Origin of the sequence: Burkholderia sp. Bp9031, assembly GCF_003857965.1 — a bacterium.
Classification (GTDB): Bacteria; Pseudomonadota; Gammaproteobacteria; order Burkholderiales; family Burkholderiaceae; genus Burkholderia; species Burkholderia ambifaria_A.
This window is the reverse complement of record NZ_QTPW01000002.1, coordinates 253884-279616: the sequence shown is the minus strand read 5'-3', so window position 1 is coordinate 279616 and position 25733 is coordinate 253884. Positions and strand designations below refer to the sequence as shown.

General features: G+C 67.1%; 23 protein-coding genes. 19 read left to right on the top strand and 4 right to left on the bottom strand.

Annotated features, from left to right (window positions below):
• Window positions 1–48: 48 nt before the first annotated feature.
• Window positions 49–633, bottom strand: coding sequence for a YSC84-related protein (locus DIE15_RS04440; RefSeq protein WP_057924079.1), 585 nt, complete (start codon window positions 631–633; stop codon window positions 49–51).
• Window positions 634–697: 64 nt separating this feature from the next.
• Window positions 698–1084 carry a YqjD family protein gene (locus DIE15_RS04435; protein ID WP_057924078.1) on the bottom strand — a complete coding sequence of 129 codons (387 nt, stop codon included), beginning with the start codon at window positions 1082–1084 and terminating at the stop codon, window positions 698–700.
• Here DIE15_RS04435 and DIE15_RS36855 point away from each other — a divergent pair.
• Complete coding sequence (locus DIE15_RS36855) at window positions 1083–1247, top strand: hypothetical protein (RefSeq protein ID WP_175824389.1); 165 nt, start codon at window positions 1083–1085, stop codon at window positions 1245–1247. The two genes, DIE15_RS04435 and DIE15_RS36855, sit on opposite strands and share 2 nt — an antisense overlap.
• Window positions 1248–1421: 174 nt before the next feature.
• Here the strand turns inward: DIE15_RS36855 and DIE15_RS04430 are convergent, their stop codons facing one another.
• Window positions 1422–3221, bottom strand: a complete 1800-nt coding sequence (locus tag DIE15_RS04430) for an ExeM/NucH family extracellular endonuclease (RefSeq protein WP_124832477.1) — start codon at window positions 3219–3221, stop codon at window positions 1422–1424.
• A gap of 207 nt (window positions 3222–3428) precedes the next feature.
• Between DIE15_RS04430 and DIE15_RS04425 the strand changes: the two genes are divergently transcribed.
• From DIE15_RS04425 to DIE15_RS04390, 8 genes are all read left to right on the top strand, one after another.
• A complete protein-coding gene (locus DIE15_RS04425) occupies window positions 3429–3782 on the top strand; it encodes a YciI family protein (protein WP_057924076.1) in 354 nt (117 codons plus the stop codon).
• Window positions 3783–3907: 125 nt separating this feature from the next.
• On the top strand, window positions 3908–4327 hold the full coding sequence (locus tag DIE15_RS04420) for a YciI family protein (protein WP_124576271.1): 420 nt from the start codon (window positions 3908–3910) through the stop codon (window positions 4325–4327).
• 38 nt (window positions 4328–4365) lie between these two features.
• Window positions 4366–4779 (top strand): VOC family protein, encoded by a 414-nt coding sequence (locus DIE15_RS04415; RefSeq protein ID WP_057924074.1) that lies wholly within the window; start codon window positions 4366–4368, stop codon window positions 4777–4779.
• Window positions 4776–6044: an RNA polymerase sigma factor gene (locus DIE15_RS04410; protein WP_124832555.1), complete on the top strand. Its 1269-nt coding sequence runs from the start codon at window positions 4776–4778 to the stop codon at window positions 6042–6044. The genes DIE15_RS04415 and DIE15_RS04410 overlap by 4 nt, the downstream gene beginning before the upstream one ends.
• Before the next feature lie 337 nt (window positions 6045–6381).
• Window positions 6382–6804, top strand: coding sequence for a rubrerythrin family protein (locus tag DIE15_RS04405; RefSeq protein WP_124832476.1), 423 nt, complete (start codon window positions 6382–6384; stop codon window positions 6802–6804).
• Between the two features lie 122 nt (window positions 6805–6926).
• Entirely contained in the window at window positions 6927–8264 is a 1338-nt protein-coding gene (locus tag DIE15_RS04400; protein WP_124832475.1) for a heterodisulfide reductase-related iron-sulfur binding cluster, read from the top strand.
• A 44-nt stretch (window positions 8265–8308) separates the two neighbouring features.
• Window positions 8309–8890, top strand: coding sequence for a DUF3501 family protein (locus DIE15_RS04395; RefSeq protein ID WP_124832474.1), 582 nt, complete (start codon window positions 8309–8311; stop codon window positions 8888–8890).
• 741 nt (window positions 8891–9631) lie between these two features.
• Window positions 9632–10573, top strand: a complete 942-nt coding sequence (locus tag DIE15_RS04390; protein ID WP_057924071.1) for a transposase — start codon at window positions 9632–9634, stop codon at window positions 10571–10573.
• Window positions 10574–10696: 123 nt separating this feature from the next.
• Here the strand turns inward: DIE15_RS04390 and DIE15_RS04385 are convergent, their stop codons facing one another.
• A complete protein-coding gene (locus DIE15_RS04385) occupies window positions 10697–12223 on the bottom strand; it encodes a mannose-1-phosphate guanylyltransferase/mannose-6-phosphate isomerase (RefSeq protein ID WP_057924070.1) in 1527 nt (508 codons plus the stop codon).
• 438 nt (window positions 12224–12661) lie between these two features.
• Between DIE15_RS04385 and DIE15_RS04380 the strand changes: the two genes are divergently transcribed.
• The 10 genes from DIE15_RS04380 (at window position 12662) to DIE15_RS04335 (ending at window position 25567) form a co-directional block, all read left to right on the top strand.
• Complete coding sequence (locus DIE15_RS04380) at window positions 12662–14035, top strand: undecaprenyl-phosphate glucose phosphotransferase (protein WP_057924161.1); 1374 nt, start codon at window positions 12662–12664, stop codon at window positions 14033–14035.
• Between the two features lie 158 nt (window positions 14036–14193).
• Window positions 14194–15609, top strand: a complete 1416-nt coding sequence (locus tag DIE15_RS04375; protein ID WP_057924069.1) for a UDP-glucose/GDP-mannose dehydrogenase family protein — start codon at window positions 14194–14196, stop codon at window positions 15607–15609.
• A gap of 40 nt (window positions 15610–15649) precedes the next feature.
• Window positions 15650–16093, top strand: coding sequence for a low molecular weight protein-tyrosine-phosphatase (locus tag DIE15_RS04370; RefSeq protein WP_057924068.1), 444 nt, complete (start codon window positions 15650–15652; stop codon window positions 16091–16093).
• Entirely contained in the window at window positions 16087–17265 is a 1179-nt protein-coding gene (locus DIE15_RS04365) for a polysaccharide biosynthesis/export family protein (protein WP_057924067.1), read from the top strand. The genes DIE15_RS04370 and DIE15_RS04365 overlap by 7 nt, the downstream gene beginning before the upstream one ends.
• Before the next feature lie 50 nt (window positions 17266–17315).
• The gene (locus tag DIE15_RS04360; RefSeq protein ID WP_124832473.1) at window positions 17316–19541 is read left to right on the top strand and encodes a polysaccharide biosynthesis tyrosine autokinase; all 2226 of its coding nucleotides are present in this window, start codon (window positions 17316–17318) and stop codon (window positions 19539–19541) included.
• Between the two features lie 62 nt (window positions 19542–19603).
• Entirely contained in the window at window positions 19604–20563 is a 960-nt protein-coding gene (locus tag DIE15_RS04355) for a glycosyltransferase family 2 protein (RefSeq protein ID WP_057924065.1), read from the top strand.
• Window positions 20564–20606: 43 nt separating this feature from the next.
• Complete coding sequence (locus DIE15_RS04350) at window positions 20607–21743, top strand: glycosyltransferase family 4 protein (RefSeq protein ID WP_124832472.1); 1137 nt, start codon at window positions 20607–20609, stop codon at window positions 21741–21743.
• Between the two features lie 10 nt (window positions 21744–21753).
• Entirely contained in the window at window positions 21754–23220 is a 1467-nt protein-coding gene (locus tag DIE15_RS04345) for an O-antigen ligase (protein WP_057924063.1), read from the top strand.
• The gene (locus tag DIE15_RS04340; RefSeq protein WP_057924062.1) at window positions 23217–24401 is read left to right on the top strand and encodes a glycosyltransferase family 4 protein; all 1185 of its coding nucleotides are present in this window, start codon (window positions 23217–23219) and stop codon (window positions 24399–24401) included. The genes DIE15_RS04345 and DIE15_RS04340 overlap by 4 nt, the downstream gene beginning before the upstream one ends.
• Window positions 24401–25567 carry a glycosyltransferase family 4 protein gene (locus tag DIE15_RS04335; RefSeq protein WP_057924061.1) on the top strand — a complete coding sequence of 389 codons (1167 nt, stop codon included), beginning with the start codon at window positions 24401–24403 and terminating at the stop codon, window positions 25565–25567. Before DIE15_RS04340 ends, DIE15_RS04335 begins: the two co-directional genes overlap by 1 nt.
• The last annotated feature ends 166 nt before the right edge of the window (window positions 25568–25733 follow it).

Genomic DNA, 25733 nt, shown 5'->3' with positions numbered 1-25733 from the left:
GCCGCGGCGTTGCGGGGGAGGCCGACGTGACGGTGCCGCGCCGGATCGTCAGATGTGCAGCCTGGTGACCTTGGTGCCGTTCACCGACAGGTCGCCCATCAGGCCCGCGTTGGTCAGCACCAGTACCTCGACCGGTGCGGTGGCCGTGTTGGAGTCGACCGCGCCGTTCGCACCGACCTTCACGACCGCGACGGAGGCGTCGGCACCGGCCGACCAGCCTTCGGACTTGCGGAACGAGTCGAGCGCATCCTGCGTCATGAACAGGAACACGATCGCCTTCGATTGCGCACCGGCCTGCAGGCCGACCGACAGCGACGACGTGTTGTAGTAGCCGACGGTGCTGCCGCCGACGCGCAGTGCGCCGTTGCCGGACTGGCCGCCGACGATGAAGCCGGCCTGCAGCACGTTCGGGAACACCAGCACGCCGCGCGACTTCGCGACGAGTTCACGCGAGCCCGGCACCGTCGAATAGAGGCGCGACAGCGTCGCGTTCACGCTCGCGTCGATCGACTCGCGTTTGGACGCGCTGGTTGATGCGTTCTCGGGTTTGTCAGGCGTGGTGGTGCAACCGGCAAGTGCGAGACTGCCGAGCATGACGGCGGCGGCGGCTTTCAGGGCGAGGGACTTCTGCATGGCGATTCTCCTTCGTTGTCGGGTTGAGGACGGACGGTGCCGGCAGCGGGGCGGCCGGCACCGTTCAACGGCGGGAAAGGAGCAGGCCGGCGACGAACGCGAGGCCCGCGACGACGCCCGCGGTCTGCCACGGGTTGTCGTGCACGGCTTGCGACACGCGTTCGGCCGAATCGCGCAGCCGGGCGGCCGCGGTGCCCGACGCGTAGTCGAGCGTGCTGCGTGCTTCGTCGAGCCGCGCTTGCACGCGCTTGCGCAGCGCGGCGATATCGCCGTCGCCATCGTTCTTCAGCAGGTCTTCCAGTTCATCGACCAGCCCGCGCAGATCGTCGGACACGTCCGCATGCAGGTCGCGGACGGCCGAGCGCGTCGTGCGTCCCACGCGCCGGCCGGTGCGACGGATGTCGGACAGGCCGCGGTCCAGCTTGTGTTCGATCGAGTCGGTGAGCGCCATGGTGTTTATCCTCCTTCGATTTGATTTGCAGGCCAATTTGAAGATAAGACGAATCCCAGCAACCAGTGTGATTCACATCAGCCAATTGAGTTTCGAGACAAATTTTCAATTCGTCGGCAAGCTTCCCGGGAAGCCCCGCGCGACGGGGCAGGGCGGCGGTTGAAAAAATTTCGCGCTTCGAGCGAAGCAACATGAACGGGCCGTTGCACGACGAGAAAGCCCGGTAAATATGGCGTCGCCCGGTGCGTCAGGTAAATAGTGCCGTTGCACGCGTTGTGCTGATGCAATTGCACTAATTGCCATTTTTTTGTCGAGCAGGGTTTGTGCCCGCGACGGCTCAGGTGGCGTCTCCCTCCAGCGCAAGGTCGATGACGACGGGATCGTGGTCCGACGAACGGTACGCATCGGGCGCGTAATAGGCAGCCTGTTGTGCCGGGGTTTTGTAATCGGGCACGGATTGCAGTGCAATCGGTTCATCGGCGTTGATGTGCCACGCATGTACGGCCCTCACGCGGGCAGCGAGCGGCGACGTGGCGAGTGCGTGATCGAGGTTGCCCGCTTCGCCGCGAAATACATAGCTGTAGCCGGCATGGCCGACGAAGCGGGCGACGAGGTTCGCGTAGCCGCGCGATTCGAGCGCGCGCAGCGGATCCTCCTTCGCGTAGCTGTTCAGGTCGCCGATCAGCAGCACGCCGTCGGCCGCAGCGCCGGTCGGCGACGTGGCGAGCCACGCCGCGACGCGCTCGGCCGCCCGCGTGCGCGTCGCATTCCAGCAGCCCTGACCGTCCGACTGGTCGAGATCCGGGCCGGCGGCGTGCGGGCAGTTCTTTGACTTGAGGTGGTTGACCGCGACCGTGAACGCGCGGGTGCCGCCCTTGCGGCGGAATGTCTGCGCGAGCGGCGGGCGATTCCGGCCGCTGAGCGCGACGGTCGCGGCCCGCCCGACGGGTTCGATCGTCCGGCTGTCATACAGCAGCGCGACCGCGATCGCATCGCGGCCAAGCCGGGCTGTGCCGGGGTCGACCGCGCGCCAGCTGTCGCCGAGCCGCGTCGCGAGCCGTTGCACGGCGCTCGCGGAGCCGTGGCCGTTGTTCGCGATTTCCATCAGGCCGATCACGTCGGCGCGCAGCGCACGCAGCGCGGCCACGATCTTTGCCTCCTGCCGCGCGAAGGCGGCGGGCGACTTCGCGCCGCGATTGGCCGGATCGTCGAAGCCGCCGCCCGTGCCGTCGCCGTTGAAGTAGTTGAATACGTTGAACGACGCGACCCGCACGTCGGCTTGCGGATGCCGTGCTGGCGCATCGGTACGCGGATTCGACGCGGCGTCGAAGACCGGCGCCGCGGACGGTACGGGCTGCAGTCGCCACGTGCCGTAGCGCTTCTCGAGCACGCCTTCGATGCCGCGCACCGTGTAGCCGGCGCGCAGCGTATTGGCGGCGCTCAACGCAGGCGGCGGATAGCGGATAGTTGCGGGGTTCACGCGGCGCGAACCGTCGTCGAGCACGATGCGATTGCGGGCGTTGGCTGCCGCCTGCGCAGCGGCTTCGGCCGGCGCCACCACGTGAGTCGGCATGTACAGGCGGCCGTGGCTGAGTACGATGCTGCCGTAGCGGCCGAGCTCGTAGGTATCGCTGACCGTCAGCGTTTGCGGGAAGCGCACCCGCATGCCCTCATGTGCGGCGAATACGGACTCGTTGTCGACCGGCAGCGCGAGCGTTGCCGGCGTGACGGTCTGCCCGCGCGCGCACACCGTCACGTGGCCCGACAGCGCGAGTTGCGTCCGGCCGTATTTCTGCTCGATCCTGCCGGTGATGTGCACGCGCTCGCCAGGCAGGACACGCGCATTCGGCGCATGGATGAACAGGCCTTCCGGGACGCCCGGCCGGTGCCGTCGCTGCGCGTCCGCCTGCTGGACGAAGAAGCCGCCGAAGCCGTCGGTGCCGGCGAATGCCGCGGTGACGACCGCTTCGATCGACGTGGTGCCCCCGGCCAGTGGCGACCGGCCGCCGGGATGCCGGATGTCGGCGATTGCCGTGGTGGCGCCGCCGCAGCCCGCACTGACCGGCTGCGCGGCGGCGGGCGCAGCGGAAAGGACGAGCGACGCGGCAAGCGCGAGCGGCGGTAGCAGGCGTGACATGGAGCGGTTCACAGGAAGAAAATTCGTAGGTTCGGGAAAGCATCTTGACGGCAAAATCGCGTGCTGCGATCGAATTGGCCATCAGGCCAGTGCCGAACGGCCAACGATGACGGCAGGGCCATCCGGGACTGTTACGCTTTGCACCTGACGTGTCATTCCGGCCTGCGCTCGGAACGCTTGAGCGCACGCCCCCCACAGGAGAGTTCCATGGCCTACATGCTGTTGATTGTCGAACCGACCGGCCAGCGCGCCGAACGCACGCTCGAAGACGGGCAGGCGCTTTACGCGCGGATGGTCGATTTCGCCGAGACGCTGAAAGCGCGCGGCGTGCTGCGCGGCGTCGAGTCGCTGGAGCGCTCGGAACGCGCGACGCGCGTGCAGGTGCGCAACGGGGAGACGCGCCTCGTCGACGGCCCGTTCGCCGAGGCGAAGGAAATGGTCGGCGGCTTCTTCATCGTCGACGTCGCCACCCGAGACGAAGCGATCGAGATCGCGCGCCAGTGTCCGGCCGCGCAATGGTGCACGGTCGAAGTGCGTGCGGTTGGCCCGTGCTTCCTGTGACGGCTGAATCTCGGTGTTTACCCTGATTCGTCGCGTGGAAGGTCGATCCGTCCGCCTGCCGCCCGTCGTCAGGGTAAGGCGCCGATGAACGGACGCCCCTTTCCACCGACGACAGGGAGTGAACGATGCGATTCATGATCATGATCCGGGCGAACGCCGTCAGCGAATCCGACGCATTGCCGGACAACCGGCTGGTCGAGGCGATGACGGTCTATCACGAGGAACTGGCCAGGGCCGGCGTGCTGCTCGATGCGAACGGCCTGCGGCCGAGCGCGCGCGGCTGGCGCGTGCGGTACGCCGGCGGCAAGGGCACGGTGGTCGACGGCCCGTTCGCGGAGACGAAGGAACTGATTGCCGGCTATACGCTGATCCAGGTGCGTTCACGCGACGAGGCGCTCGAATGGACGCGCCGGTTCCCCGCGCCGTTCGGCGCGGAGATGGACTGCGAGATCGAGGTGCGCCCGTTGTTCGAACTCGACGACCTCACGCCCAGCGACGCCGTCGAGCGGTTCCGCGAACTCCATGTCGGCCGCACCGGCGCCTGAATGTCCACCTGAACCCAACCTCACCGGGAGCACCCGACATGCACAAGATGGTCTTCATCAACCTGCCCGTGGTCGACCTGCCGCGCTCGAAGGCGTTCTACCAGGCGCTCGGCTTCGAGGTCGTGCCTGCCTATACCAACGATCAGGCCGCCTGCCTGAAGATCAGCGACACGATCTTCGCGATGCTGCTCGTGCGGCCGTTCTTCCAGACCTTCACCGACAAGACGATTGTCGATCCGGCGACGCACGTGCAGGTGTTGTCGTGCCTGTCGTGCGAAAGCCCCGCCGAAGTCGACGAAGTCGTCGCGAAGGCACGTGCGGCCGGTGGCACCACGCCGCGTCCGCCGATGGAATACCCGGGCATGTACGGCCACAGCTTCGCCGATCCGGACGGCCACGCATGGGAGCTGATGTACGTGGCGCAGGACGCGGGGCAGGGGCCGGCGTCGTGACGCGCGAGGCGACCCATCGTGCGATCGAGGCCGTCTGGCGAATCGAGGCGCCGAAGATCATTGCGCGCGCCGCGCGCGTGGTGCGCGATGTCGGCGTGGCCGAGGAACTCGCGCAGGACACGCTCGTTGCGGCGCTCGAGCACTGGCCCGTCGACGGCGTGCCCGACAACCCGGCCGCTTGGCTGATGACGGCCGTGAAGCGGCGCGCGCTCGACCGGGTGCGGCAGGAGTCGCTGCATGCCGCGAAGCGCGACCAGCTCGGGCACGAAATGGACGCGCTCGAAGCGCATGTCGTGCCCGACATCGCGGACGCGCTCGCCGATGCGCGCGACGACGATATCGGCGACGACCTGCTGCGGCTGATCTTCACGTCGTGCCATCCGGTGCTGTCGACCGATGCGCGCGTCGCGTTGACGTTGCGGCTGCTCGGCGGGCTGACCACGAGCGAGATCGCGCGCGCGTTCCTGTCGCCCGAGCCGACGATCGCGCAGCGCATCGTGCGCGCGAAGCGCACGCTTGCGGCGGCGCGCGTGCCGTTCGAGGTGCCGTCCGCCGACGCGCGGCCCGCGCGGCTCGCGTCGGTGCTCGAAGTGATCTACCTGGTGTTCAACGAAGGCCATGCGGCGACCGCCGGCGACGACTGGACACGCCCGGCGTTGTGCGACGAGGCGCTGCGTCTCGGTCGCGTGCTGGCCGGGCTCGTGCCGGACGAAAGCGAAGTGCTCGGGCTCGTCGCGCTGATGGAACTGCAGGCGTCGCGTATGCATGCGCGGACCGATGCGCAGGGGCGACCCGTGCTGCTGCTCGACCAGGACCGCAGCCGCTGGGATCCGCTGCTGATCCGGCGCGGCCTCGCGGCCCTCGATCGGGCGACGAAGCTCGGCGGCGTGCGCGGCCCGTATGCGCTGCAGGCCGCGCTGGCGGCGTGCCATGCACGCGCGCGGCAGGCGTCGGAAACGGACTGGGCGCAGATCGTCGCGCTGTACGACGCGCTCGCCGAAGTCGCGCCGTCACCGGTCGTCGAGCTGAACCGCGCGGTGGCGGTGGGGATGGCGTTCGGGCCCGCCGCGGCGCTGGAAATCGTCGACATGCTGCGCGACGATCCGGCGCTTGCGCGCTATCACTGGCTGCCGAGCGTGCGTGGCGACCTGCTCGTGAAACTCGGCCGCGCCGACGAGGCGAAGGCCGAGTTCCGCCGCGCGGCGGAATTGACCCGCAACGAGCGCGAAAGGGAATTGCTGCTGAAGCGTGCGACGGATGCGTGACGCATGACGGGCGACGACGGTGTGCGCACGCCGGGCGTCGCGTCGCACGCTGAGCCCCAAGCCCCAAGCCCCAAGCCCCAAGCCCCAAGCCCCAAGCCCCAGCCGAAACGTTCAACCGTCATCCCCTCCACCCAGCCATCCAGCGAATCCGCGCCCACGAACCGTCCCTAAATCTGTTCCCCGGCTATCGCGCGGATTAAAAAAGCCTATTGGGGGATGCGAACGTCAGCGCCTAGATTAAAAGGCACGACGCGCGCGCCCGGTGCACGCATCGTTCCCCACATACATCATCGGCCCGGCTTCGCACGCGGCCGCGCCGACTCGAACGGAGGCGCAAATGGCTCAACTCAAGGGCAGCAAGACCGAAGAGAATCTGAAGTTCGCATTCGCGGGCGAATCGCAAGCGAACCGGCGCTATCTGTATTTCGCTTCGAAGGCCGATGTCGAAGGCCAGAACGACGTCGCCGCGCTGTTCCGCTCGACTGCCGAAGGCGAAACGGGCCATGCGTACGGTCACCTCGAATACCTCGAAGCAGTCGGCGATCCGGCGACGGGTTTGCCGTTTGGCTCGTCGCGGCTGAACCTCGAATCGGCGATCGCCGGCGAGACGCACGAATACACCGACATGTATCCGGGCATGGCGAAGACGGCGCGCGACGAAGGCTTCGACGAAATCGCGAACTGGTTCGAGACGCTCGCGAAGGCCGAACGCAGCCACGCTAACCGCTATACGAAGGCGCTGGACGCACTCGTCGACTGACGCGGGCCCGTCAAGGCCGCACGGCCCGGCCGGGCATTGCCCGCGGCCGGCCGTGCGTTGATCGCCGCCCGCACTGCGCGGGCGGCGCGTCCGCGCGCATGCGCGCCACGCTGGAGCGCCCCATGCCCCACAAGGAAGGCAGTCTCGAAGCCCCGACCCGGCATCCGCTCGACTGGCAGTCCGAAGCGTTTTACGACCAGACCGCGATCGACGCGGAAATGACGCGCGTGTTCGACATCTGCGCCGGGTGCCGCCGCTGCGTGTCGCTGTGCGGCGCGTTTCCGACGCTGTTCGATCTCGTCGACGACACGCCGATGGGTGACATCGAGGAAGTGCCGAAGGACGCATTCGGCAAGGTCGTCGACCAGTGCTACCTGTGCGACCTTTGCTACATGACGAAATGTCCGTACGTGCCGCCGCACGCATGGAACGTCGATTTCCCTCACCTGATGCTGCGCGCGAAGGCCGCGCGTTACCAGCGCGGCGAAGCGCCGCTGCGCGACAAGGTGTTGTCGAACACCGATGCGCTTGGCCATTTCGCGGGGATTCCGATCGTCACGCAGACGGTGAACGCGGTGAACCGCACGCCGCCTGCGCGCCACGCGCTCGAGGCGGCGCTCGGCGTCGATCGCAACGCATGGCTGCCGGAGTTCGCGCCGCGCAAGTTCCGGCGTGCCGCGAAGCGCTCGGACGGCCCGCCGGTACGCGACGGCGAACGCACGCCAGGGAAGGTCGCGATCTACGCGACGTGCTACGTGAACTTCAACGAGCCGGGCATCGGCCACGACCTGCTCGCGATCCTCGCGCACAACGAGATCCCGTACGAGCTCGTCACGCGCGAAGCCTGCTGCGGGATGCCGCTGCTCGAGCAGGGCAATCTCGCGGGCGTCGCCGCGAAGAAGGCTGTGAACATACCGGTGCTGGAGCGCTATGCGCGCGAAGGCTATGCGCTGATCGGTGCGATCCCGAGCTGCGTGCTGATGTACAAGAGCGAACTGCCGCTGATGTTCCCCGGCGACGAAGCCGTGCGCGCGGTGGCCGACGCATTCTGGGATCCGTTCGAATACGTGATCGCGCGGCATCGCGACGGTTTGCTGAAGACCGATTTCAAGCAGGGCCTCGGCACCGTGTCGTATCACGTGCCGTGCCACGCGCGCGTGCAGAACATTGGCCGCAAGACGGCCGACACGTTGTCGCTCGTACCCGATACGCGCGTGAACGTCGTCGAGCGCTGTTCGGGGCACGCGGGCACGTTCGGCGTGAAGAAGGCCTTCCATGCGGACGCGATGCGGATCGGCGCACCCGTGTTCAAGGCGATGGCCGAGCCGAAGCCGGATTTCGTGTCGTCGGACTGCGCGCTCGCCGGCCATCACATCATGCAGGGCATCGACGAGAAGGGGCTGCCTGCCGCGCCGCTCGCGCATCCGCTGACGCTGCTGCGCCGCGCGTACGGGATCTGACGCGGCTGCCCGGCAAAGACATCGACGACATTCGAGGACATCCCATGACGCTCACCCGCGACTCGCTGCTGACGCTCGAAGCGTACGCGAAGATCCGCAAGACCGAACACGCACGGCTCGTCGCGTACAAGCGCCGGCGCGCGGTGGCGCTCGGCAACCATCTGCGCTTGCTGTTCGAGGACGAGACCACGATTCGCTACCAGATCCAGGAGATGCTGCACATCGAGAAGATCTTCGACGAGGCGGGCATCGACGGCGAACTGGAAGCCTATCTGCCGCTCGTGCCCGACGGCACCAACCTGAAGGCGACGCTACAGATCGAATACGAGCACGAGGCCGAACGGCGGGCGGCACTCGCGCGACTGATCGGCGTCGAGGATCGTGTGTACCTGCAGGTTGACGGGCATCCCGATGTGTATGCGATCGCCGACGAGGATCTCGATCGCGACAACGCGGAGAAGACCTCGGCCGTGCATTTCGTGCGCTTCGAATTGAACGGGGCGGTGCGTGCGGCGCTCAAGGATGGCGCGACGCTGTCGATCGGCTGCGACCACCCGGCCTATACGGTGGCGCCGCAACGCGTGGATGCGGACGTGGCCGCGTCGCTGGCCGGCGATCTGCGCTGACGCACGGTCGCGCGTGGGTCGCGCGTGGCCGTGTGCATCGCCCGTTTGGCACGTCGTTCCGACCCGAATCGCCCTCTTGCGGCCTGCTTGATCGTGCGATCGGCCGCCCATCTCCCGAGGATGTAACAAACCTGTCTGCGCTTGCATGTCGGGAAACAATGTGCATTGCACGCCGGATCGCTTTCATCACTCGCAGAGAAACAATAAAAAGATTGTGCACGGAGATAATTCGGTTCATCGGAATTTGAACGATTTACCGATCCGTGAATATCTTGTTACGAAATTTCCCCTGATTTACCGATTTTGCGCGGCAATTCACGCGATTGTTGTCGGCAAGGGTCGGAACACGTCGGCTCGCCTGCGGACGGGCCTTGGCCGCACCCCGCGGAGCCCCGCCGGACGGGGCTTCCCAGCAACGCGCATAACGATCGCTTAAAAAAATTCAAGCGTAAATGGATTGCGCATCCATGGCAGGTTGTTTCAGTGCGTAACATTAAGTCATTGTCATATTGAGACAAACCCTGAGGATGGTATGCTTCGTGCACAAAAATTCCCACATTGGAGTGAGACCGTGATTTGTGCGCCATTGCCGGGAATGGCGGCACCGTGAAAGTGCGGTGCCGCGCCGGCATGCACAACAATCGGATAACCATAATGTGCAACCGGGGCGCCCCGTGACGCGATGCGTGACGGTGGCGCCGACAATCGCAGCCCCGGCCTGGCTGCGTGGAGAGATCTACTATGTTCTTCGATGAGCTTAACGATGAAGAGTGGTTTCGTCTTTCAACGCTGATCGCCGATGAACCCATCCGGCTGAACCGTCGAGGTCGTCCGCGTGCCGAACCGCGCGTTGTCGCCAACGCGGTTCTCTGGATCCTGACGACCGGTGAAGCGTGGTCCAAACTGCCCGGGCGCTATCCGTCCGGGCCGACGTGCCGCCGCCGCTACGAGGAGTGGCTCGCGAACGGCACGCTGCTGCAGATGATCGACGTGCTGACTCAGTTCAGCGGGCGCACGTTCGCGTACGTGCCGCCGCCGCCCGTGCCGGTCGCGCCGGCGTGCCGTGCGGAACCCGTGCCCGACAACGACCGTCTGCGCGGCGTGTTCTGGCAGAACCCCGAGTCGTGGCAACTGCCGGTCGCGCAGGCAAACGTTTGGGAGGGCGAGGGCGCGACGCTGGCTGCGATGTCGAGCGACGACGCGGACGAACCGTCCGGCGTGTCGTTCGCGGTACCCGGCGCGCAGCCCGCTGGGCTGCGCCATGGGCGTCCGTCCGCCGCGAGCTTTGCCTCGGCCGAACCGCAAGTCGACGAGTATCGCGGCTACACGGTCTACGGCAGCGCGCAGCCGGTGCAGAACCTGATGTACCGCGCGTGGGCCGAGATCACGCAGGACGACCGGCGCGTCGAGCGCTCGGGCCTGATCGGCCCGCGCTTCACCGACGCGGAAGAGGCGGAGCAGTACGCGCTCGACTGGGCGCGCCAGTGGATCGATCGTCATGGTGCGAGCGACGAGCCGGCGCGTGCGCCGCAAAGCGAAGTGCTGGCCGGCCTGTCCGCGCTGGCGCGTGCCGAGTCGGACATCAAGCGTTTCATCGCCGAGCGTCGCGCGGGTGCGCTGTCCGAGGGCCGCAACGACCCGGTGCAGTCGGATCGCCGCGAGTATGCGTACCGCGTAGGTTGATCGTCAGCCATACGAAAACGCGCGGGTTGTCGTGTGTCACGGCACCCGCGCGTTATTTTTTGTTTCTCGCATGCCCGTGATGCCGGGCGCACCGTCGAGACGGCGCGCTCGGCATGCACTGCGTCACTGGCGTCCGTAGGTATCGTCGTAGCGGACGATGTCGTCCTCGCCGAGATACGCGCCCGACTGCACTTCGATCAGCTCGAGCGGCATCTTGCCCGGGTTCTCGAGGCGGTGCGACACACCGAGCGGGATGTACGTCGATTCGTTCTCGGACAGCAGGAACGTTTCGTCGCCGCGCGTGATGCGCGCGGTGCCGCGCACGACGATCCAGTGCTCGGCGCGGTGGTGGTGCATCTGCAGCGACAGTCGCGCGCCCGGCTTCACGACGATGCGCTTTACCTGGAAGCGCTCGCCCATGTCGACCGAGTCGTAGTGGCCCCACGGGCGGTGGACCTTGCGGTGATCGGTCGCTTCCGCGCCGCGTTCGGCCTTGATGCGTCCGACGATCTTCTTCACGTCCTGCACGCGGGACTTGTCGGCGACGAGCACGGCATCGGGCGTTTCGACCACGACGAGATTCTGCGTGCCGACGCACGCGATGAGCCGGCTTTCCGAATGCGCGAAGGTCGATTCGGCGTTTTCGAACAGCACGCGGCCGCGGCCGACGTTCTCGGCATCGTCCTTCGGCAGGATCTGCCAGATCGCGTCCCACGAGCCGACGTCCGACCAGCCCGCGTCGAGCGGCACGACGACGCTTTCGCACAGCTGCGGCAGGTTCGCGAGCGGCTCCATCACCGCGTAGTCGATCGAGTTCGACGGCGACGCGGCAAACGCGTCGCGATCGACGCGGAAGAAGTCGCCGTCTTCCTTGCCGCGTGCGACGGCCTGTTCGCAGGCTGCGTAGATTTCGGGTTCGAGCTGGCGGATCGCGTTCAGCCACACTGACGCGCGCACGATGAAGATCCCGCTGTTCCACCAGTATTCGCCCGACGCGACGTACTGCTGCGCGAGCTCGAGATGCGGCTTCTCGACGAAGCGGTCGAGGCGGCGCACGTCGAGGCTGCCGGTGGCGGCGTCGCCGAGCGGCGCGCCGACGCGGATGTAGCCGTAGCCCGTTTCGGCCCGGCCCGGCACGATGCCCATCGTCGCGATCTTGCCCTGGGCCGCGCAGTGCACGCCGGCCGCGACGGCCGCATGAAAGCGCGGCTGGTCGGCCACTGCGTGGTCGGCCGGCATCACGGTCATCACGGCATCGCCGCCGCGCGCGACGATCCGCAGCGCGGCGAGCGTCAGCGCGGGCGCGGTGTCGCGGCCGAGCGGCTCGAGCATGATCGATGCACGCTTGCCGGTCAGGCGCAGTTGTTCGGCGGTCGTGAAGCGGTGATCCTCGCCGCACACGATCAGCACGTCGTCGTTCAGCGGATGGCCGGTCGCGAGGCCGTCGAGTCGCAACGCGGTGGATTGCAGCAGCGAATGATCGCCGAGCAGGCCGATCAGCTGCTTTGGATAGTGTTCGCGCGACATCGGCCACAGACGTGTGCCCGAACCGCCGGCAAGGATCACCGGCTGCACCGCGACGCGCGTACCGGCGTCGGTTGCGGCGGAAGAAGAAGGGCGCGTATCGGCTGCCACGGCCGGAGCATTCATGATGACACTCTCCTCGATTGAAGTCAGTGCCTGTTTGTAGCATGAAGTAAATCGACAATAAAACCGGGCTCTTTGCGAGATATTCGTCGAGCATTCCGTCACGCGCGTATCCGGGAAATTTTTACGCGCTAGCATCGGATGCAAATAAAAAAATAAAAAATAATTCCGCCAATCAGGCTGATGTCCCGTCCTGCAAGGGGTTGGCGGCAGTCGTAAAGTTTTCGAAAAAATCCCGATTCGCGCTCGATTCGGGAAAACGTGCCGATTTAATTCAAGAATGTCGCGGCAAGAATTTCCGATTATTTTTCGAAATACTTGTGCGCTTGAGGAGAGATTTTCTTACCGCTTCAATAGCGTCATGCAACGTTTGAATCGAATGTGCGGCACGGGCTGCGCAAGGAGCTGTTCGGCAAACGCCTGTTCAAAGAGGAAGCAGACATGTTGAGCGTGCTGGCGAGAGTCATCGATATCGCGATGGTCGTGTTGGGGGCGTTGATCGCCGCCACGCTGCACGGCGGCAGCATCTGGCTCAACGACCTGCAGCGCACGACGGTGTTGTTCGACTGCCTGCTGGTCGTCGTGCTCTTTCCGGCGGTCGGCATCTATCAGTCGTGGCGCGGCAAGCGTCTCGTCGGGCTGGTAGGGCGCGTTGCGTTCGCGTGGCTGGTGGTCGAGCTCGCGGGCATCCTGATGAGCTTCAGCTTTCACCAGTCGGGCGACCTGTCGCGGCTGTGGCTGGGTTGCTGGGCGCTCGCGACGATGGCGCTGCTCGCCGGCTCGAAGGCCTGCGTTCACGTCGTGCTGCGACAGCTGCGGCGCGGCGGCTACAACCTGAAGGCGGTCGCGATCGTCGGCGGTACGCCGGCCGCGCGGCGGCTGATCGCGCAGATGCGGGCGCGTCCGGAAGCAGGCTTCAACCCGGTATGCGTCTACGACGAAAGCGAAGTGCCGGGCGAAGTCGCGCTCGACGACGTGCGCATCGAGCGGCAGTTCGAATCGCTGGTGTGGCTGGTGCGCAGCCGCGCGATCAGCGAGCTGTGGCTCACGCTGCCGATCACGGAGGAGCGCCGGATTCACCAGATCGTGACGGTGTTCCGCCACGACTTCGTGAATATCCGTTTCATTCCGGACGTGCGCACGCTGTCGTTCTTCAACCAGGAAGTGGTCGAGGTGCTCGGCGTGCCGGCGATCAACCTCGCGGCATCGCCGATCACCGACGTGCGGATCCTGCCGAAGTTCGTGTTCGACCGGCTGTTCGCGCTGGCGGCGCTGACGGCTCTCGCGCCCGTGATGGTGCTGATCGCCTGCCTGATCAAGTTCACGTCGCGCGGGCCGGTGTTCTTCCGCCAGAAGCGCAAGGGGATCGACGGGCACGAGTTCGAGATCTACAAGTTTCGCTCGATGAAGGTGCATCAGGAAGTCGCGGGGCAGGTCACGCAGGCGACGAAGAACGATATGCGCGTGACGCCGGTCGGCCGCTTCCTGCGCCGCACGAGCCTCGACGAACTGCCGCAGTTCATCAACGTGCTGAAGGGCGAGATGTCGGTCGTCGGCCCGCGGCCCCATGCGCTCGCGCACGACGACATCTACAAGGATCTGGTGAAGGGCTACATGTTCCGCTACCGGATCAAGCCGGGCATCACCGGGTGGGCGCAGATCAACGGCTTTCGCGGCGAAACCGATCAGATCGAGAAGATGATGGGACGCGTGAAGCTCGATCTGTACTACATGCAGAACTGGTCGTTCTGGCTCGACATCAAGATCGTCGTGCTGACACTCTGGAAAGGCTTCACCGGCAGCAACGCTTACTAGGCGCTCCCGAACCTGTCGCTGCGCGCCAGGCTCCCCGAGGGGGGACTTCCTGCGGGGCGGAGAACTTGGGGTGGCCCGGCGTTCTCTCGAGACGCGGCCCCGCGCAGAGACTTCCGTTTTACGAATTTCGAATCATTGGTCACGAGGTCCGACACATCATGAATCTGACTATCATCGGCAGCGGTTACGTAGGGCTTGTCACCGGCGCGTGTCTCGCCGACATCGGGCACGACGTGTTCTGCCTCGACGTCGATCAGGCGAAGATCGACGTCCTGAACAACGGCGGCGTGCCGATCCACGAGCCGGGCCTCAAGGAAGTCATCGCGCGCAACCGCGCGGCCGGCCGCCTGCGCTTCTCGACCGATATCGAGGCTGCGGTCGCGCATGGCGACGTGCAGTTCATCGCGGTCGGCACGCCGCCCGACGAGGACGGCTCGGCCGACCTGCAGTACGTGCTCGCGGCGGCGCGCAACATCGGCCGCACCATGAAGGGCTTCAAGGTGATCGTCGACAAGTCGACGGTGCCGGTCGGCACGGCCGAGCGCGTGCGCGCGGCGGTGGCCGAGGAACTCGCGAAGCGCGGCGACGACGACCAGATGTTCTCGGTCGTGTCGAATCCGGAATTCCTGAAGGAAGGCGCGGCGGTCGACGATTTCACGCGGCCGGACCGCATCGTGATCGGCTGCGACGACGACGTGCCGGGCGAGCGCGCGCGCGAGCTGATGAAGAAGCTCTATGCGCCGTTCAACCGCAACCACGAACGCACGCTGTATATGGACGTGCGCTCGGCCGAATTCACGAAATACGCGGCGAACGCGATGCTCGCGACGCGCATTTCGTTCATGAACGAACTCGCGAACCTGGCCGACCGCTTCGGCGCGGACATCGAAGCGGTGCGCCGCGGGATCGGTTCCGATCCGCGCATCGGCTATCACTTCCTGTACGCGGGTTGCGGCTACGGCGGCTCGTGCTTCCCGAAGGACGTCGAGGCGCTGATCCGCACGGCCGACGAGCATGGCCAGTCGCTGCAGATCCTGAAGGCCGTGTCGTCGGTCAACGCGACGCAAAAGCGCGTGCTTGCCGACAAGATCGTCGCGCGCTTCGGCGAGGACCTGACCGGCCGCACGTTCGCGATCTGGGGCCTGGCATTCAAGCCGAACACCGACGACATGCGCGAAGCGCCCAGCCGCGAGCTGATCGCCGAGCTGCTGTCGCGCGGCGCGCGCATCGCCGCGTACGATCCGGTCGCGCAGCAGGAAGCGCGCCGCGTGCTCGCACTCGATCTCGCCGATCACCCGAGCTGGCTCGAACGCCTCACCTTCGTCGACGACGAGGCGCAGGCCGCGCGCGATGCCGATGCGCTCGTGATCGTCACCGAATGGAAGGCGTTCAAGAGCCCGGATTTCGTCGCGCTCGGTCGGCAGTGGAAGTCGCCGGTGATCTTCGACGGCCGCAACCTGTACGAGCCGGAGATGATGAGCGAGCAGGGCATCGAATATCACCCGATCGGCCGCCCCGGCTCGCGGCAGGCCGTCGCCGCCCGCGTGCCGGGCGCCGCCCGCGCGAACGCGTAAGCCGCGCGTCACCGCTCCCCGTTACCCGATTCGAGACGCCATGTTCCGGAACATCCTGATTGTCTGTCACGCGAACGTCTGCCGCAGCCCGGCGGCGGAAATGCTGTTCAAGTCGCACGCCGCGTCGCGCGGCGGCCCGCGCGTGACGTTCCACTCGGCCGGCGTGCGTGCGAACGACGGCGACGGCATCGATCCGGTGATGCGGCAACTGCTGGCCGAGCGCGGCGTCGACGCAACGACGCACCGCTCGCGGCGGCTGTCGCGCCGGATCGTGCGCGACGCCGACCTGATTCTCGTCAGCGAGCGCGAACAGATCAAGGCCGTCGAATCGGTCGATCCGTTCGCGCGCGGCAAGGTCCACCTGCTGGGCAAGTGGGAGGACGCCGAGATCGCGGATCCGCATGGCGGCCCCGAGGCCGACTATCGCGAGAGCTACTCATTGATCGAACGTCTGGTTCAAGGATGGCTGCAAAAACTATGCTGAAACGTCCCATGCGCCCGCTGGCGCTTGCCGTCGCAATGACGACATTCCTGTCGGCCTGCGCGACCGCGCCCGGCAACTATCTCGACTCGTCGAACCTGAAGGACGAAGGCCGGCAAGGCCAGGCCGAAACCTATCCGGTTCATTACATCGACGCGAAGCTGGTGATGGATCAGCTGCAGAAGCAGCAGGTCGAGCACCCGCTGCCGCCGGGTCGCTACACCGATCCGTCTCAGTACGTGTACCGAGTCGGCCCGCAGGACATCCTCGGCGTCACGGTGTGGGATCACCCCGAGCTGACGACGCCGCAGGGTCAGTCGTTCTCGAGCGGCGGCAACACGACGCAGTCGGTCGCGGGTGCGTTGCAGCAGCCGTATACGACCGCGCTGCCGGGCCAGGCCGATCCGTACGGCCAGACCGTGGCCGCCGACGGCACGATCTTCTTCCCGTTCGTCGGCCGCATCAAGGTGGCGGGCAAGACGGTCGCGCAGATCCGCGAGCAGATGGCCACCACGCTGGCGCGCTACGTGAAGAATCCGCAGCTCGACGTGCGCGTGTTGTCGTTCCGCAGCCAGAAGGTGCAGGTGACGGGCGAGGTGAAGCAGCCGGGCCCGCTCGCGGTGAGCGACGTGCCGCTGACGCTCGTCGACGCGATCTCGCGCTCGGGCGGCTCGACCAACGAGGCTGACCTGCAGCGTGTGCGCCTGACGCGCGACGGCAAGCTCTACACGCTCGACGCGAACGGCGTGCTCGATCGCGGCGAAGTGAAGCAGAACGTGATGCTGCAGCCGGGCGACATCATCAACGTGCCGGACCGCAGCGACAGCCGCGTGTTCATCATGGGCGAGGTCAAGACGCCGGTCACCGTGCCGATGCTCAAGGGCAAGCTGACCCTCGCCGATGCGCTGACGTCCGGCGGCGGCATCCTCGACACCGATGCGAACCCGCGCAAGATCTACGTGATGCGCGGGATGCATGACAACCCGACGAAGCCGGAAGTGTTCCGTCTCGACATGACGCAGCCGGACGCGCTGATGCTGTCGAGCCGCTTCCCGCTCCAGCCGCTCGACGTCGTCTACGTCAGCACGGCCAGCTCGGTGCAGTTCAACCGTGTGCTGCAGCAGGTGTTGCCGACGATCCAGACGATCTTCTTCATGCGGCAAATCACGCGCTGATAGCCCGCCGGGGCGGCGCCTGCCCCCCGGCACCACTCAAGCGGGAACGAATGGTGAACACGCAAGCGAAACACTCCTACGCGGATCTGACCGCGAAAACCGAGGAAGAAGACGTCGTCCTCGGCCAGCTGCTCCAGGTGCTCATGGACGACATCTGGCTGCTGATCGGCATCGCGGTGACCGTCATCGCGCTCGCCGGCCTCTACTGCTATGTCGCGAAGCCGGTGTATCAGGCCGACGTGCACGTGCGGGTCGAGGGCAACGACAACACGTCGCAGGCGCTCACCCAGACGCAGACGGGCGCGATGATCAACAGCGGTCCGCAGCAGGCGCCGACCGATGCGGAAATCGAGATCATCAAGAGCCGCGGCGTCGTCGCGCCGGTCGTCGAGCAGTTCAAGCTGAACTTCTCGGTCGCGCCGAAGACGATGCCGCTGATCGGCAGCCTGGCTGCGCGCGTCGCGACGCCGGGCGAGCCGTCGCGCGCCTGGTTCGGCCTGAGGTCGTACGCATGGGGGGGGGAAGTCGCCAACGTCGATACGATCAACGTCGTGCCCGCGCTCGAGGGCAAGAAGATGACGCTGACGGCCGGCCCGGACGGCACCTACACGCTGGTCGACCAGAACGGCCGCCGCCTGCTGTCGGGCCGTGTCGGCGAATCGGAGCAGGGCGGCGGCGTCACGCTGCTCGTGCAGAGGCTCGTCGCGCGTCCGGGCACGCAGTTCACCGTGGTCCGCTACAACGATCTCGACGCGATCACCGGCTTCCAGTCGGGCATCCAGGTGAGCGAGCAGGGCAAGCAGACGGGCGTCGTGCAGATTTCGCTCCAAGGCAAGGATCCGGACCAGACCGCCGCGATCGCGAACGCGCTCGCGCAGTCGTACCTGAACCAGCACGTGATCGCGAAGCAGGCCGAAGCGACCAAGATGCTCGACTTCCTGAAGGGCGAGGAACCGCGCCTGAAGGCCGACCTAGAGCGTGCGGAAGCCGCGCTGACGCAGTACCAGCGCACGTCCGGCTCGATCAACGCGAGCGACGAGGCGAAGGTCTACCTCGAGGGCAGCGTGCAGTACGAGCAGCAGATCGCCGCACAGCGCCTGCAGCTCGCGTCGCTCGCGCAGCGCTTCACCGACTCGCACCCGATGGTGATCGCCGCGAAGCAGCAGCTCGCGGAACTGCAGGGCGAGAAGGACAAGTTCAGCAATCGCTTCCGCAGCCTGCCGGCGACCGAAGTGAAGGCCGTCCAGCTCCAGCGCGACGCGAAGGTCGCCGAGGACATCTACGTGCTGCTGCTGAACCGCGTGCAGGAACTCTCGGTGCAGAAGGCCGGCACGGGCGGCAACATCCACCTCATCGATTCGGCGCTGCGCCCGGGCGATCCGGTCAAGCCGAAGAAGGTGCTGATCCTGTCGGCCGCCGTGTTCCTGGGCCTGATCCTCGGCACCGGCGTCGTGTTCCTGCGCCGCAACCTGTTCCAGGGCATCGAAGATCCGGACCGCATCGAGCGCACGTTCAACCTGCCGCTGTACGGGCTGGTGCCGCAAAGCGCCGAGCAGGTGAAGCTCGATGCGATGGCCGAGAAGGGCGGCGGCCGCGCGCGGCCGATCCTTGCGAGCCTGCGGCCGAAGGACCTGAGCGTCGAAAGCATGCGCAGCCTGCGCACCGCGATGCAGTTCGCGATGATGGACGCGAAGAACCGCGTGGTCGTGCTGACCGGCCCGACCCCGGGCATCGGCAAGAGCTTCCTGACCGTCAACCTCGCGGTGCTGCTCGCGCATTCGGGCAAGCGCGTGCTGCTGATCGACGCCGACATGCGCCGCGGGATGCTCGACCGCTACTTCGGTCTCACCGCGCAGCCCGGCCTGTCCGAGCTGCTGAGCGACCAGTCTTCGCTTGAAGGCGCGATCCGCGAGACGCCGGTGCAGGGCCTGTCGTTCATCTCGGGCGGCACGCGTCCGCCGAACCCGTCGGAACTGCTGATGTCGACGCGTCTGCCGCAATACCTCGAAGGGCTCGGCAAGCGCTACGACGTCGTGCTGATCGACTCGCCGCCGGTGCTGGCGGTGACCGACGCGACCATCATCGGCCGCATGGCAGGCGCGACCTTCCTGGTGCTGCGCTCGGGCATGCATACCGAGGGCGAGATCGCCGACGCGATCAAGCGCCTGCGCACCGCGGGCGTCGATCTGGAGGGCGGGATCTTCAACGGCGTGCCGCCGAAGGCGCGCGGCTACGGCCGCGGCTATGCGGCCGTCCACGAATACCTGAGCGCTTGATCGCATTGCACGAAACCGGGCCGGCGTGCGCAGCACCGGCCCGGCCGACTGGAGAACCCTCAATGAAAATTTCCGTGCTCGTTCCGACTTACCGGCGTCCCGCCGACCTCGCGCGCTGCCTGCTGGCGCTGCAGCGCCAGCAGCGGCTGCCCGACGAGGTGATCGTCGTCGCGCGCCCGGAGGACGATGCCACGCACGAGCGCCTCGCCGATCCGTCGGTGGGCGGCGCGCTGCCGCTTCGGATCGTGCCGGTCGACGTGCCGGGGCAGGTCGCGGCGCTGAACAAGGGGCTCGACTCGGCGAGCGGTGACATCGTCGCGATCACCGACGACGATGCGGCACCGCGGGCCGACTGGCTCGCGCGCGTCGAAGCCGCGTTCCTGGACGATCCGCGCGTCGGTGCGGTCGGCGGCCGCGACTGGGTGCACGAGAAGGGCCGCGTGCTCGACGAGTCGCGCGAACTCGTCGGCCAGCTCACGCTGTCCGGCAAGATCATCGGCAACCATCACCTGGGCGTCGGCGGCGCACGCGAAGTCGACATGCTGAAAGGCGCGAACATGAGCTACCGCCGCGCCGCGATCGAGCGGCTGCGCTTCGACACGCGGCTGCGCGGCGCCGGTGCGCAGGTGCACAACGACATGGCGTTCAGCATGCACGTGCAGCGCGAAGGCTGGAAGCTCGTCTACGACCCGGCGATCGCGGTCGATCATTTTCCGGCCGAGCGTTTCGACGACGATCGGCGCGATGCCGCATCGCTGAATGCGATCAGCAACGGCGCATACAACCTGCATCTGATCCTGCGCGAGCATCTGCCGCTGGTGCGGCGCGAGATCGCGTGGTGGTGGTGGACGCTGGTCGGCACGCGCGTCTATCCGGGCCTCGCGCACGTGCTGCTGTCGCTGCATGGCGCGCAGCGCGACCGCGTGCGCGAGCACTGGCGCGCGGTGCGCCGCGGTGCCCGCGATGCGCGCCGCGCGAACCTTGCCCCCCACCGTGCGGCGATGCCGCCGGTGACGTCTTGAACGGGCCGCGCGCATCGCGCACGGCTATCCCCGGAGGGCTTGCATGACTACGACGAAAGTTCACGTCCACCTGTTTTACGGCGCCGATCCGCGTACCTACCGGAAAGGCGAGAACATCGGCTGCCTGTACGGCTATCACCACGCCGAATCCGACGAATTCCGGCTGACCTATTCGCAGGACCGGCGCGAGAACCGCGTCGCGAGCCTCGCGCGCCGTGCGCTGAAGGCGGCGCTCGGCTTCGACGTCGTGCATGCGTGGCGCAATCGCGCCGCCCTGCTGAGTACCGACGTGATCTGGACGCACACCGAGCAGGAGCACCTCGCCGCCGCGCTGATCCTGAAGCTCGCCGGCGCGCAGGGTAAGCGTCCGCTGCTGCTCGCGCAGAGCGTGTGGCTGTTCGACAAGTGGAACACGTTCGGCGGCGCGCGCCGCTGGCTGTATCGCAAGCTGCTCGCGCGCGCCGACGCGCTGACGACGCTCGCCCGCGACAACGCCGAGCTGTGCCGCCGCTTTCTCGGGCGCGACGCGGAGTTCGTGTACTACGGGCTGAACACGCAGGACTTTCCGCCGGCCGAGCCGCAGCAGTGGCAGCCGAACCGGCCGCTGCGGATCGCCGCGATCGGCAACGACCGCGACCGCGACTGGCGCACGTTCCTTGCCGCGTTCGGCGGCGACGAGCGCTACGACGTGCGGCTCGCGACGCGGCGCCGCGTGCCGCGCGAGTGGCATGCGCCGAACGTGAAGATCGGCTCGGCATCGGGCCTCGCGAAGCAGCACGAGCTGTACGCGTGGGCCGACGTGATCGTCGTGCCTCTGCGGCCGAACTTCCACGCGTCGGGTATCACGGTGATGCTCGAGGCGGCAGCCGTCGGCAAGCCGATGATCGTGTCCGACGTCGGCGGGCTCAGCGACTACTTCCCGCACGATACGGCTGCCTATGTGCCGGCATTCGACGCGCAGGCGATGCGTCAGGCCGCCGATCGCTTCGTGGCCGATCCGGTCGCCGCGCTGGATTGCGCGCGGGCCGCCGCCGCGTGCCTGCGCGAGCGCGACCTGACCACGCAGGCGTTCGCCGAGCAGCACGTGCGGATCACGCGCGACATGCTGCGCGGGCGTCGCACGCCGGCGGCCGCCGGTCTCGCGATGCCGCTCGCGGATTCGCGTCCGTCGTCGCGGTGAGAGCGGATCGATGAGTACGATTGCCGCCGAACGCGCACCGTCGCGCAACCGCAGCTGGCTACCCGAGCCGAAGCACTGGGTCGGGCAGGCCGGGCTGTGGACGTTTACCGCCGCGCTGATCGCCATTCACCAGGGCAAGGTGCTGACGCTCGCGTTTCCGGTGCTGGCCATCGCGGTCGGCATCTGGCTGTATTTCAAGAGCCCGGCGCGCTACGTCGGCTTCATGTGGTGGGTGTGGTTCCTGAGCCCCGAGGTGCGGCGTCTGGCCGACTGGTCGAAGGGCGCGTTCACGCCGACGAGCCTGATCCAGGTCGCGCCGCTCGCCGTGACGATGATCGCCGGGTTCGGGCTGCTCAGGCATTACCGCGTGCTCGCCCAGCGGCGCGGGATTCCCGTGCTGCTGATGCTGTTCGGGCTGGCATACGCGTATCTGGTCGGGATCATGTCGAGCGGCGTGATGGCCGCGACCTACGATCTCGCGAACTGGGTGTACCCGGTGCTGATCGGCTTTCACATCATGGTGAACGCGCGCGACTATCCCGAGTACCGCGACGTGCTGTTGTCCACGTTCATGTGGGGCATGCTCGTGATGGGCGTGTACGGCGTCGTGCAGTATTTCGTGATGCCGCAGTGGGACGTGCTGTGGATGATCGGCTCGGACATGGGTTCGCAGGGCGAGCCGGTGCCGTACGGCGTGCGGGTATTCAGCACGATGAACTCGTCGGGGCCGTTCGCGTTCGCGATCATGGGCGCGCTGGTGTTCGTGTTCGCGGCACCGCAGAAGGTCCGCTGGTTCGCGGGCGCCGCGGGCTTCGTGTCGTTCGCGCTGTGTCTCGTGCGCTCGACCTGGGGTGGCTGGGTGATCGCGCTCGCGATCCAGCTCGTGCAGTCGAGCAACCGCGTGCGGATGCGGATCCTGATCAGTGGCGTCGTGCTGGTCGGGTTGTGCGTGCCGCTACTGACCGTCGGGCCGGTGGCCGACCGGCTGGGCCAGCGTCTCCAGTCGATCACGAACCTGAAGGACGACCGCAGCTACGACGACCGCAACAAGTTCTACGCGACCTTCGCGCAAACGGCGTTCACCGACGTCGCCGGCGAAGGGATGGGCGCGACCGGCGCGTCCACCAAGTTGTCGAGCGACAGCGGCGAGCTCGGCAAGTACGGCAGCTTCGACAGCGGCGTGATGAACGTGCCGTTCGTGCTCGGCTGGCCCGGCACGCTGCTGTACCTGTCGGGCGTCGTCATGCTGCTCGCCCGCACGCTGCGCGCGGCGTTCAAGCTGCGCAAGGACAAGTTCGTCGGCGCATGCCTGAGCCTGTGCCTGTCGGTGTTCGCGATGCTCGTGTTCACGAACTCGCTGATCGGCACGGGCGGCCTGCTGCTGTTCACGGCCATTTTTTCAATACTATCCGCGGCGCACTGGCAGAAGGCGCAGCGCCTGCTGGCCGCCGCGCGTTCACGGGGAGGCGACCATTGAGAATCGCGATCGTCACGCACGTCGTGCGACATAACGACGGGCAGGGCCGCGTCAATTACGAAATCGCGCGCGCGGCGCTGGCCGAAAACTACGAGGTCACACTGGTCGCGTCGCACGTCGCGCCTGAACTGCTGGCCGACCCGCGCGTGCGCTGGGTGCCGGTGAAGGTCGGACGCTTCTGGCCGTCGAATCTCGTCAAGCAGCAGGTGTTCGCGCTGAAGAGCGCATGGTGGCTGCGCGCGCATCGCAGCGAATACGACGTGCTGCACGTCAACGGCTTCATCTCGTGGATCCGCGCCGACGTGAATACCGCGCACTTCGTGCACGGCGGCTGGTTCAAGAGCCCGTACTACCCGTTCGGTCTGACGAAGGGACTGTGGTCGGCCTACCAGTACGTCTATACGCGCGTGAATACCGCGCTGGAACGCTGGGCGTACCGGCGTTCGCGCGCGATCACGGCCGTGTCGCAGAAGGTGGCCGACGAGATCGCCGGGCTCGGCATCGACAGCCGCAAGATCAGCGTGATCTACAACGGCGTCGACGGCAGCGCGTTCGCGGGCGCACAGGCTGATCGCGCGGCGTTCAAGCTGCCGGACGACGCGTTCCTGTTGTTGTTCGTCGGCGACCTGCGCACGCCGCGCAAGAACCTCGGCACCGTGCTGAAGGCGCTGACGAAGCTGCCGGCAAACGTTCATCTCGCGGTGGCCGGCTATCTGCCCGGCAGCCCGTATCCGGACGAGGCGCGCGCGCTCGGCATCGCATCGCGTGTGCATTTCCTCGGGCTCGTGAAGAACATGCCGACGCTGATGCGCTCGGTCGACGCCTACGTGTTTCCGTCGCGCTACGAAGCGATGAGCCTGTCGCTGCTGGAAGCGATGGCGGCCGGGCTGCCGGTCGTCACCGCGCGCACCGCCGGCGGCGCGGAAATCATCACGCGCGACTGCGGGATCGTGCTGGAGGATCCGGACGATCCGGCCGCGCTCGCGCAGGCGATCGGCTCGCTCGCGGCGTCGCGCGACACCTGTCGCGCGATGGGCGACGCGGCCCGCGAACTGATGACCCGTTTCGGCTGGGCCCACATGGGCGCCCAGTACGTCGCGCTCTACCGGCGCATCGGCCAACCCACGCAGCCGTCCGCCTTCGAGCGGGTCGAGCATGCGGTCACGCAGGAGCAATCGTGATGTCCCAATCTTCCCGGCCGATCAAATCGTTGCAGATCGGCATGCACTGGTTCCCCGAACGCGCGGGCGGCCTCGACCGGATGTACTACTCGCTCGTCGGCGCGCTGCCCGGTGCGGGCGTCGAGGTGCGCGGGCTCGTCGCGGGCTCGCCGAAGGTCGCCGACGATACGGGCGGCGCGATCCAGGGCTTCGGGCCCGCGTCGCAGCCGCTCGCGCGCCGGATGCTTGCCGCGCGTCGCGCACTGCGCGACGAGATTCGCAGCGAGCGGCCGGACGTGATTTCGTCGCACTTCGCGCTGTACACGTTCCCGGGACTCGACGTGACGCGCGGGATTCCGCAGGTGTCGCACTTCCAGGGGCCGTGGGCCGACGAAAGCCAGGTCGAGGGCGCCGCGTCGCTCGGGCAGCGCGCGAAGCGCTATCTCGAACAGGCCGTCTATACGCGCTCGTCGCGGCTGATCGTGCTGTCGCAGGCGTTCGGCCAGATCCTGACGAACCGCTACGGGATCGATCCGTCGCGCGTGCGCGTGATTCCGGGCTGCGTCGACACCGCGCAGTTCGATACGCCGCTCACGCCGGCCGAGGCACGGCACAAGCTGCAACTGCCGCAGGACCGGCCGATCGTGCTGGCCGTGCGCCGGCTCGTGCGGCGCATGGGGCTGGAGGACCTGGTCGACGCGATCGGTCTCGTCAAGCACCGTCACCCGGACGTGCTGCTGCTGATCGCCGGCAAGGGCAAGATCGGTGAAGAGCTGCAGCAGCGCATCGACGCGGCCGGACTGCAGGACAACGTGAAACTGCTCGGCTTCGTGCCGGACAACCATCTCGCGGCGCTGTACCGCGCGGCAACGGTCAGCGTCGTGCCGACGGTCGCGCTTGAGGGTTTCGGGCTGATCACCGTCGAATCGCTTGCGTCCGGCACGCCGGTGCTGGTTACGCCGGTCGGCGGGTTGCCCGAGGCGGTCGCCGGGCTGTCCAACGATCTCGTGCTGCCGTCGACCGGCGCGGATGCGATCGCGGAAGGGCTCGGCGCGGCACTGTCCGGCGCGATCAAGCTGCCGGACGAAGCCGCGTGCAAGCGCTATGCACGTGATCACTTCGACAACGCGGTGATCGCGCGACGCGTCGCCGGCGTGTACGAAGAGGCGATCCGGGCGGCGGGGTAAGCGAACGCCGCACACCGCCGCGACATTCGAGCCGGCGCGCGTGCGTGCGTCCGGTTCGCAGGCCGGCCGCCCGCGCCGGTCGCCCGCGCCGGTCGCCCGATTCGGGCGAGCCGGCTTTTTGTCGTTCTCAGCCGGACCCGTCGTGATTCGCTTGCCGTTTTCGGCA

Bases quoted from the DNA above. Each gene is read 5' to 3' on its own strand.
- DIE15_RS04440 (WP_057924079.1), bottom strand. From the start codon at position 633: ATGCAGAAGTCCCTCGCCCTGAAAGCCGCCGCCGCCGTCATGCTCGGC.
- DIE15_RS36855 (WP_175824389.1), top strand. From the start codon at position 1,083: ATGGTGTTTATCCTCCTTCGATTTGATTTGCAGGCCAATTTGAAGATA.
- DIE15_RS04435 (WP_057924078.1), bottom strand. From the start codon at position 1,084: ATGGCGCTCACCGACTCGATCGAACACAAGCTGGACCGCGGCCTGTCC.
- DIE15_RS04430 (WP_124832477.1), bottom strand. From the start codon at position 3,221: ATGTCACGCCTGCTACCGCCGCTCGCGCTTGCCGCGTCGCTCGTCCTT.
- DIE15_RS04425 (WP_057924076.1), top strand. From the start codon at position 3,429: ATGGCCTACATGCTGTTGATTGTCGAACCGACCGGCCAGCGCGCCGAA.
- DIE15_RS04420 (WP_124576271.1), top strand. From the start codon at position 3,908: ATGCGATTCATGATCATGATCCGGGCGAACGCCGTCAGCGAATCCGAC.
- DIE15_RS04415 (WP_057924074.1), top strand. From the start codon at position 4,366: ATGCACAAGATGGTCTTCATCAACCTGCCCGTGGTCGACCTGCCGCGC.
- DIE15_RS04405 (WP_124832476.1), top strand. From the start codon at position 6,382: ATGGCTCAACTCAAGGGCAGCAAGACCGAAGAGAATCTGAAGTTCGCA.
- DIE15_RS04400 (WP_124832475.1), top strand. From the start codon at position 6,927: ATGCCCCACAAGGAAGGCAGTCTCGAAGCCCCGACCCGGCATCCGCTC.
- DIE15_RS04395 (WP_124832474.1), top strand. From the start codon at position 8,309: ATGACGCTCACCCGCGACTCGCTGCTGACGCTCGAAGCGTACGCGAAG.
- DIE15_RS04390 (WP_057924071.1), top strand. From the start codon at position 9,632: ATGTTCTTCGATGAGCTTAACGATGAAGAGTGGTTTCGTCTTTCAACG.
- DIE15_RS04385 (WP_057924070.1), bottom strand. From the start codon at position 12,223: ATGAATGCTCCGGCCGTGGCAGCCGATACGCGCCCTTCTTCTTCCGCC.
- DIE15_RS04380 (WP_057924161.1), top strand. From the start codon at position 12,662: ATGTTGAGCGTGCTGGCGAGAGTCATCGATATCGCGATGGTCGTGTTG.
- DIE15_RS04375 (WP_057924069.1), top strand. From the start codon at position 14,194: ATGAATCTGACTATCATCGGCAGCGGTTACGTAGGGCTTGTCACCGGC.
- DIE15_RS04370 (WP_057924068.1), top strand. From the start codon at position 15,650: ATGTTCCGGAACATCCTGATTGTCTGTCACGCGAACGTCTGCCGCAGC.
- DIE15_RS04365 (WP_057924067.1), top strand. From the start codon at position 16,087: ATGCTGAAACGTCCCATGCGCCCGCTGGCGCTTGCCGTCGCAATGACG.
- DIE15_RS04360 (WP_124832473.1), top strand. From the start codon at position 17,316: ATGGTGAACACGCAAGCGAAACACTCCTACGCGGATCTGACCGCGAAA.
- DIE15_RS04355 (WP_057924065.1), top strand. From the start codon at position 19,604: ATGAAAATTTCCGTGCTCGTTCCGACTTACCGGCGTCCCGCCGACCTC.
- DIE15_RS04350 (WP_124832472.1), top strand. From the start codon at position 20,607: ATGACTACGACGAAAGTTCACGTCCACCTGTTTTACGGCGCCGATCCG.
- DIE15_RS04345 (WP_057924063.1), top strand. From the start codon at position 21,754: ATGAGTACGATTGCCGCCGAACGCGCACCGTCGCGCAACCGCAGCTGG.
- DIE15_RS04335 (WP_057924061.1), top strand. From the start codon at position 24,401: ATGTCCCAATCTTCCCGGCCGATCAAATCGTTGCAGATCGGCATGCAC.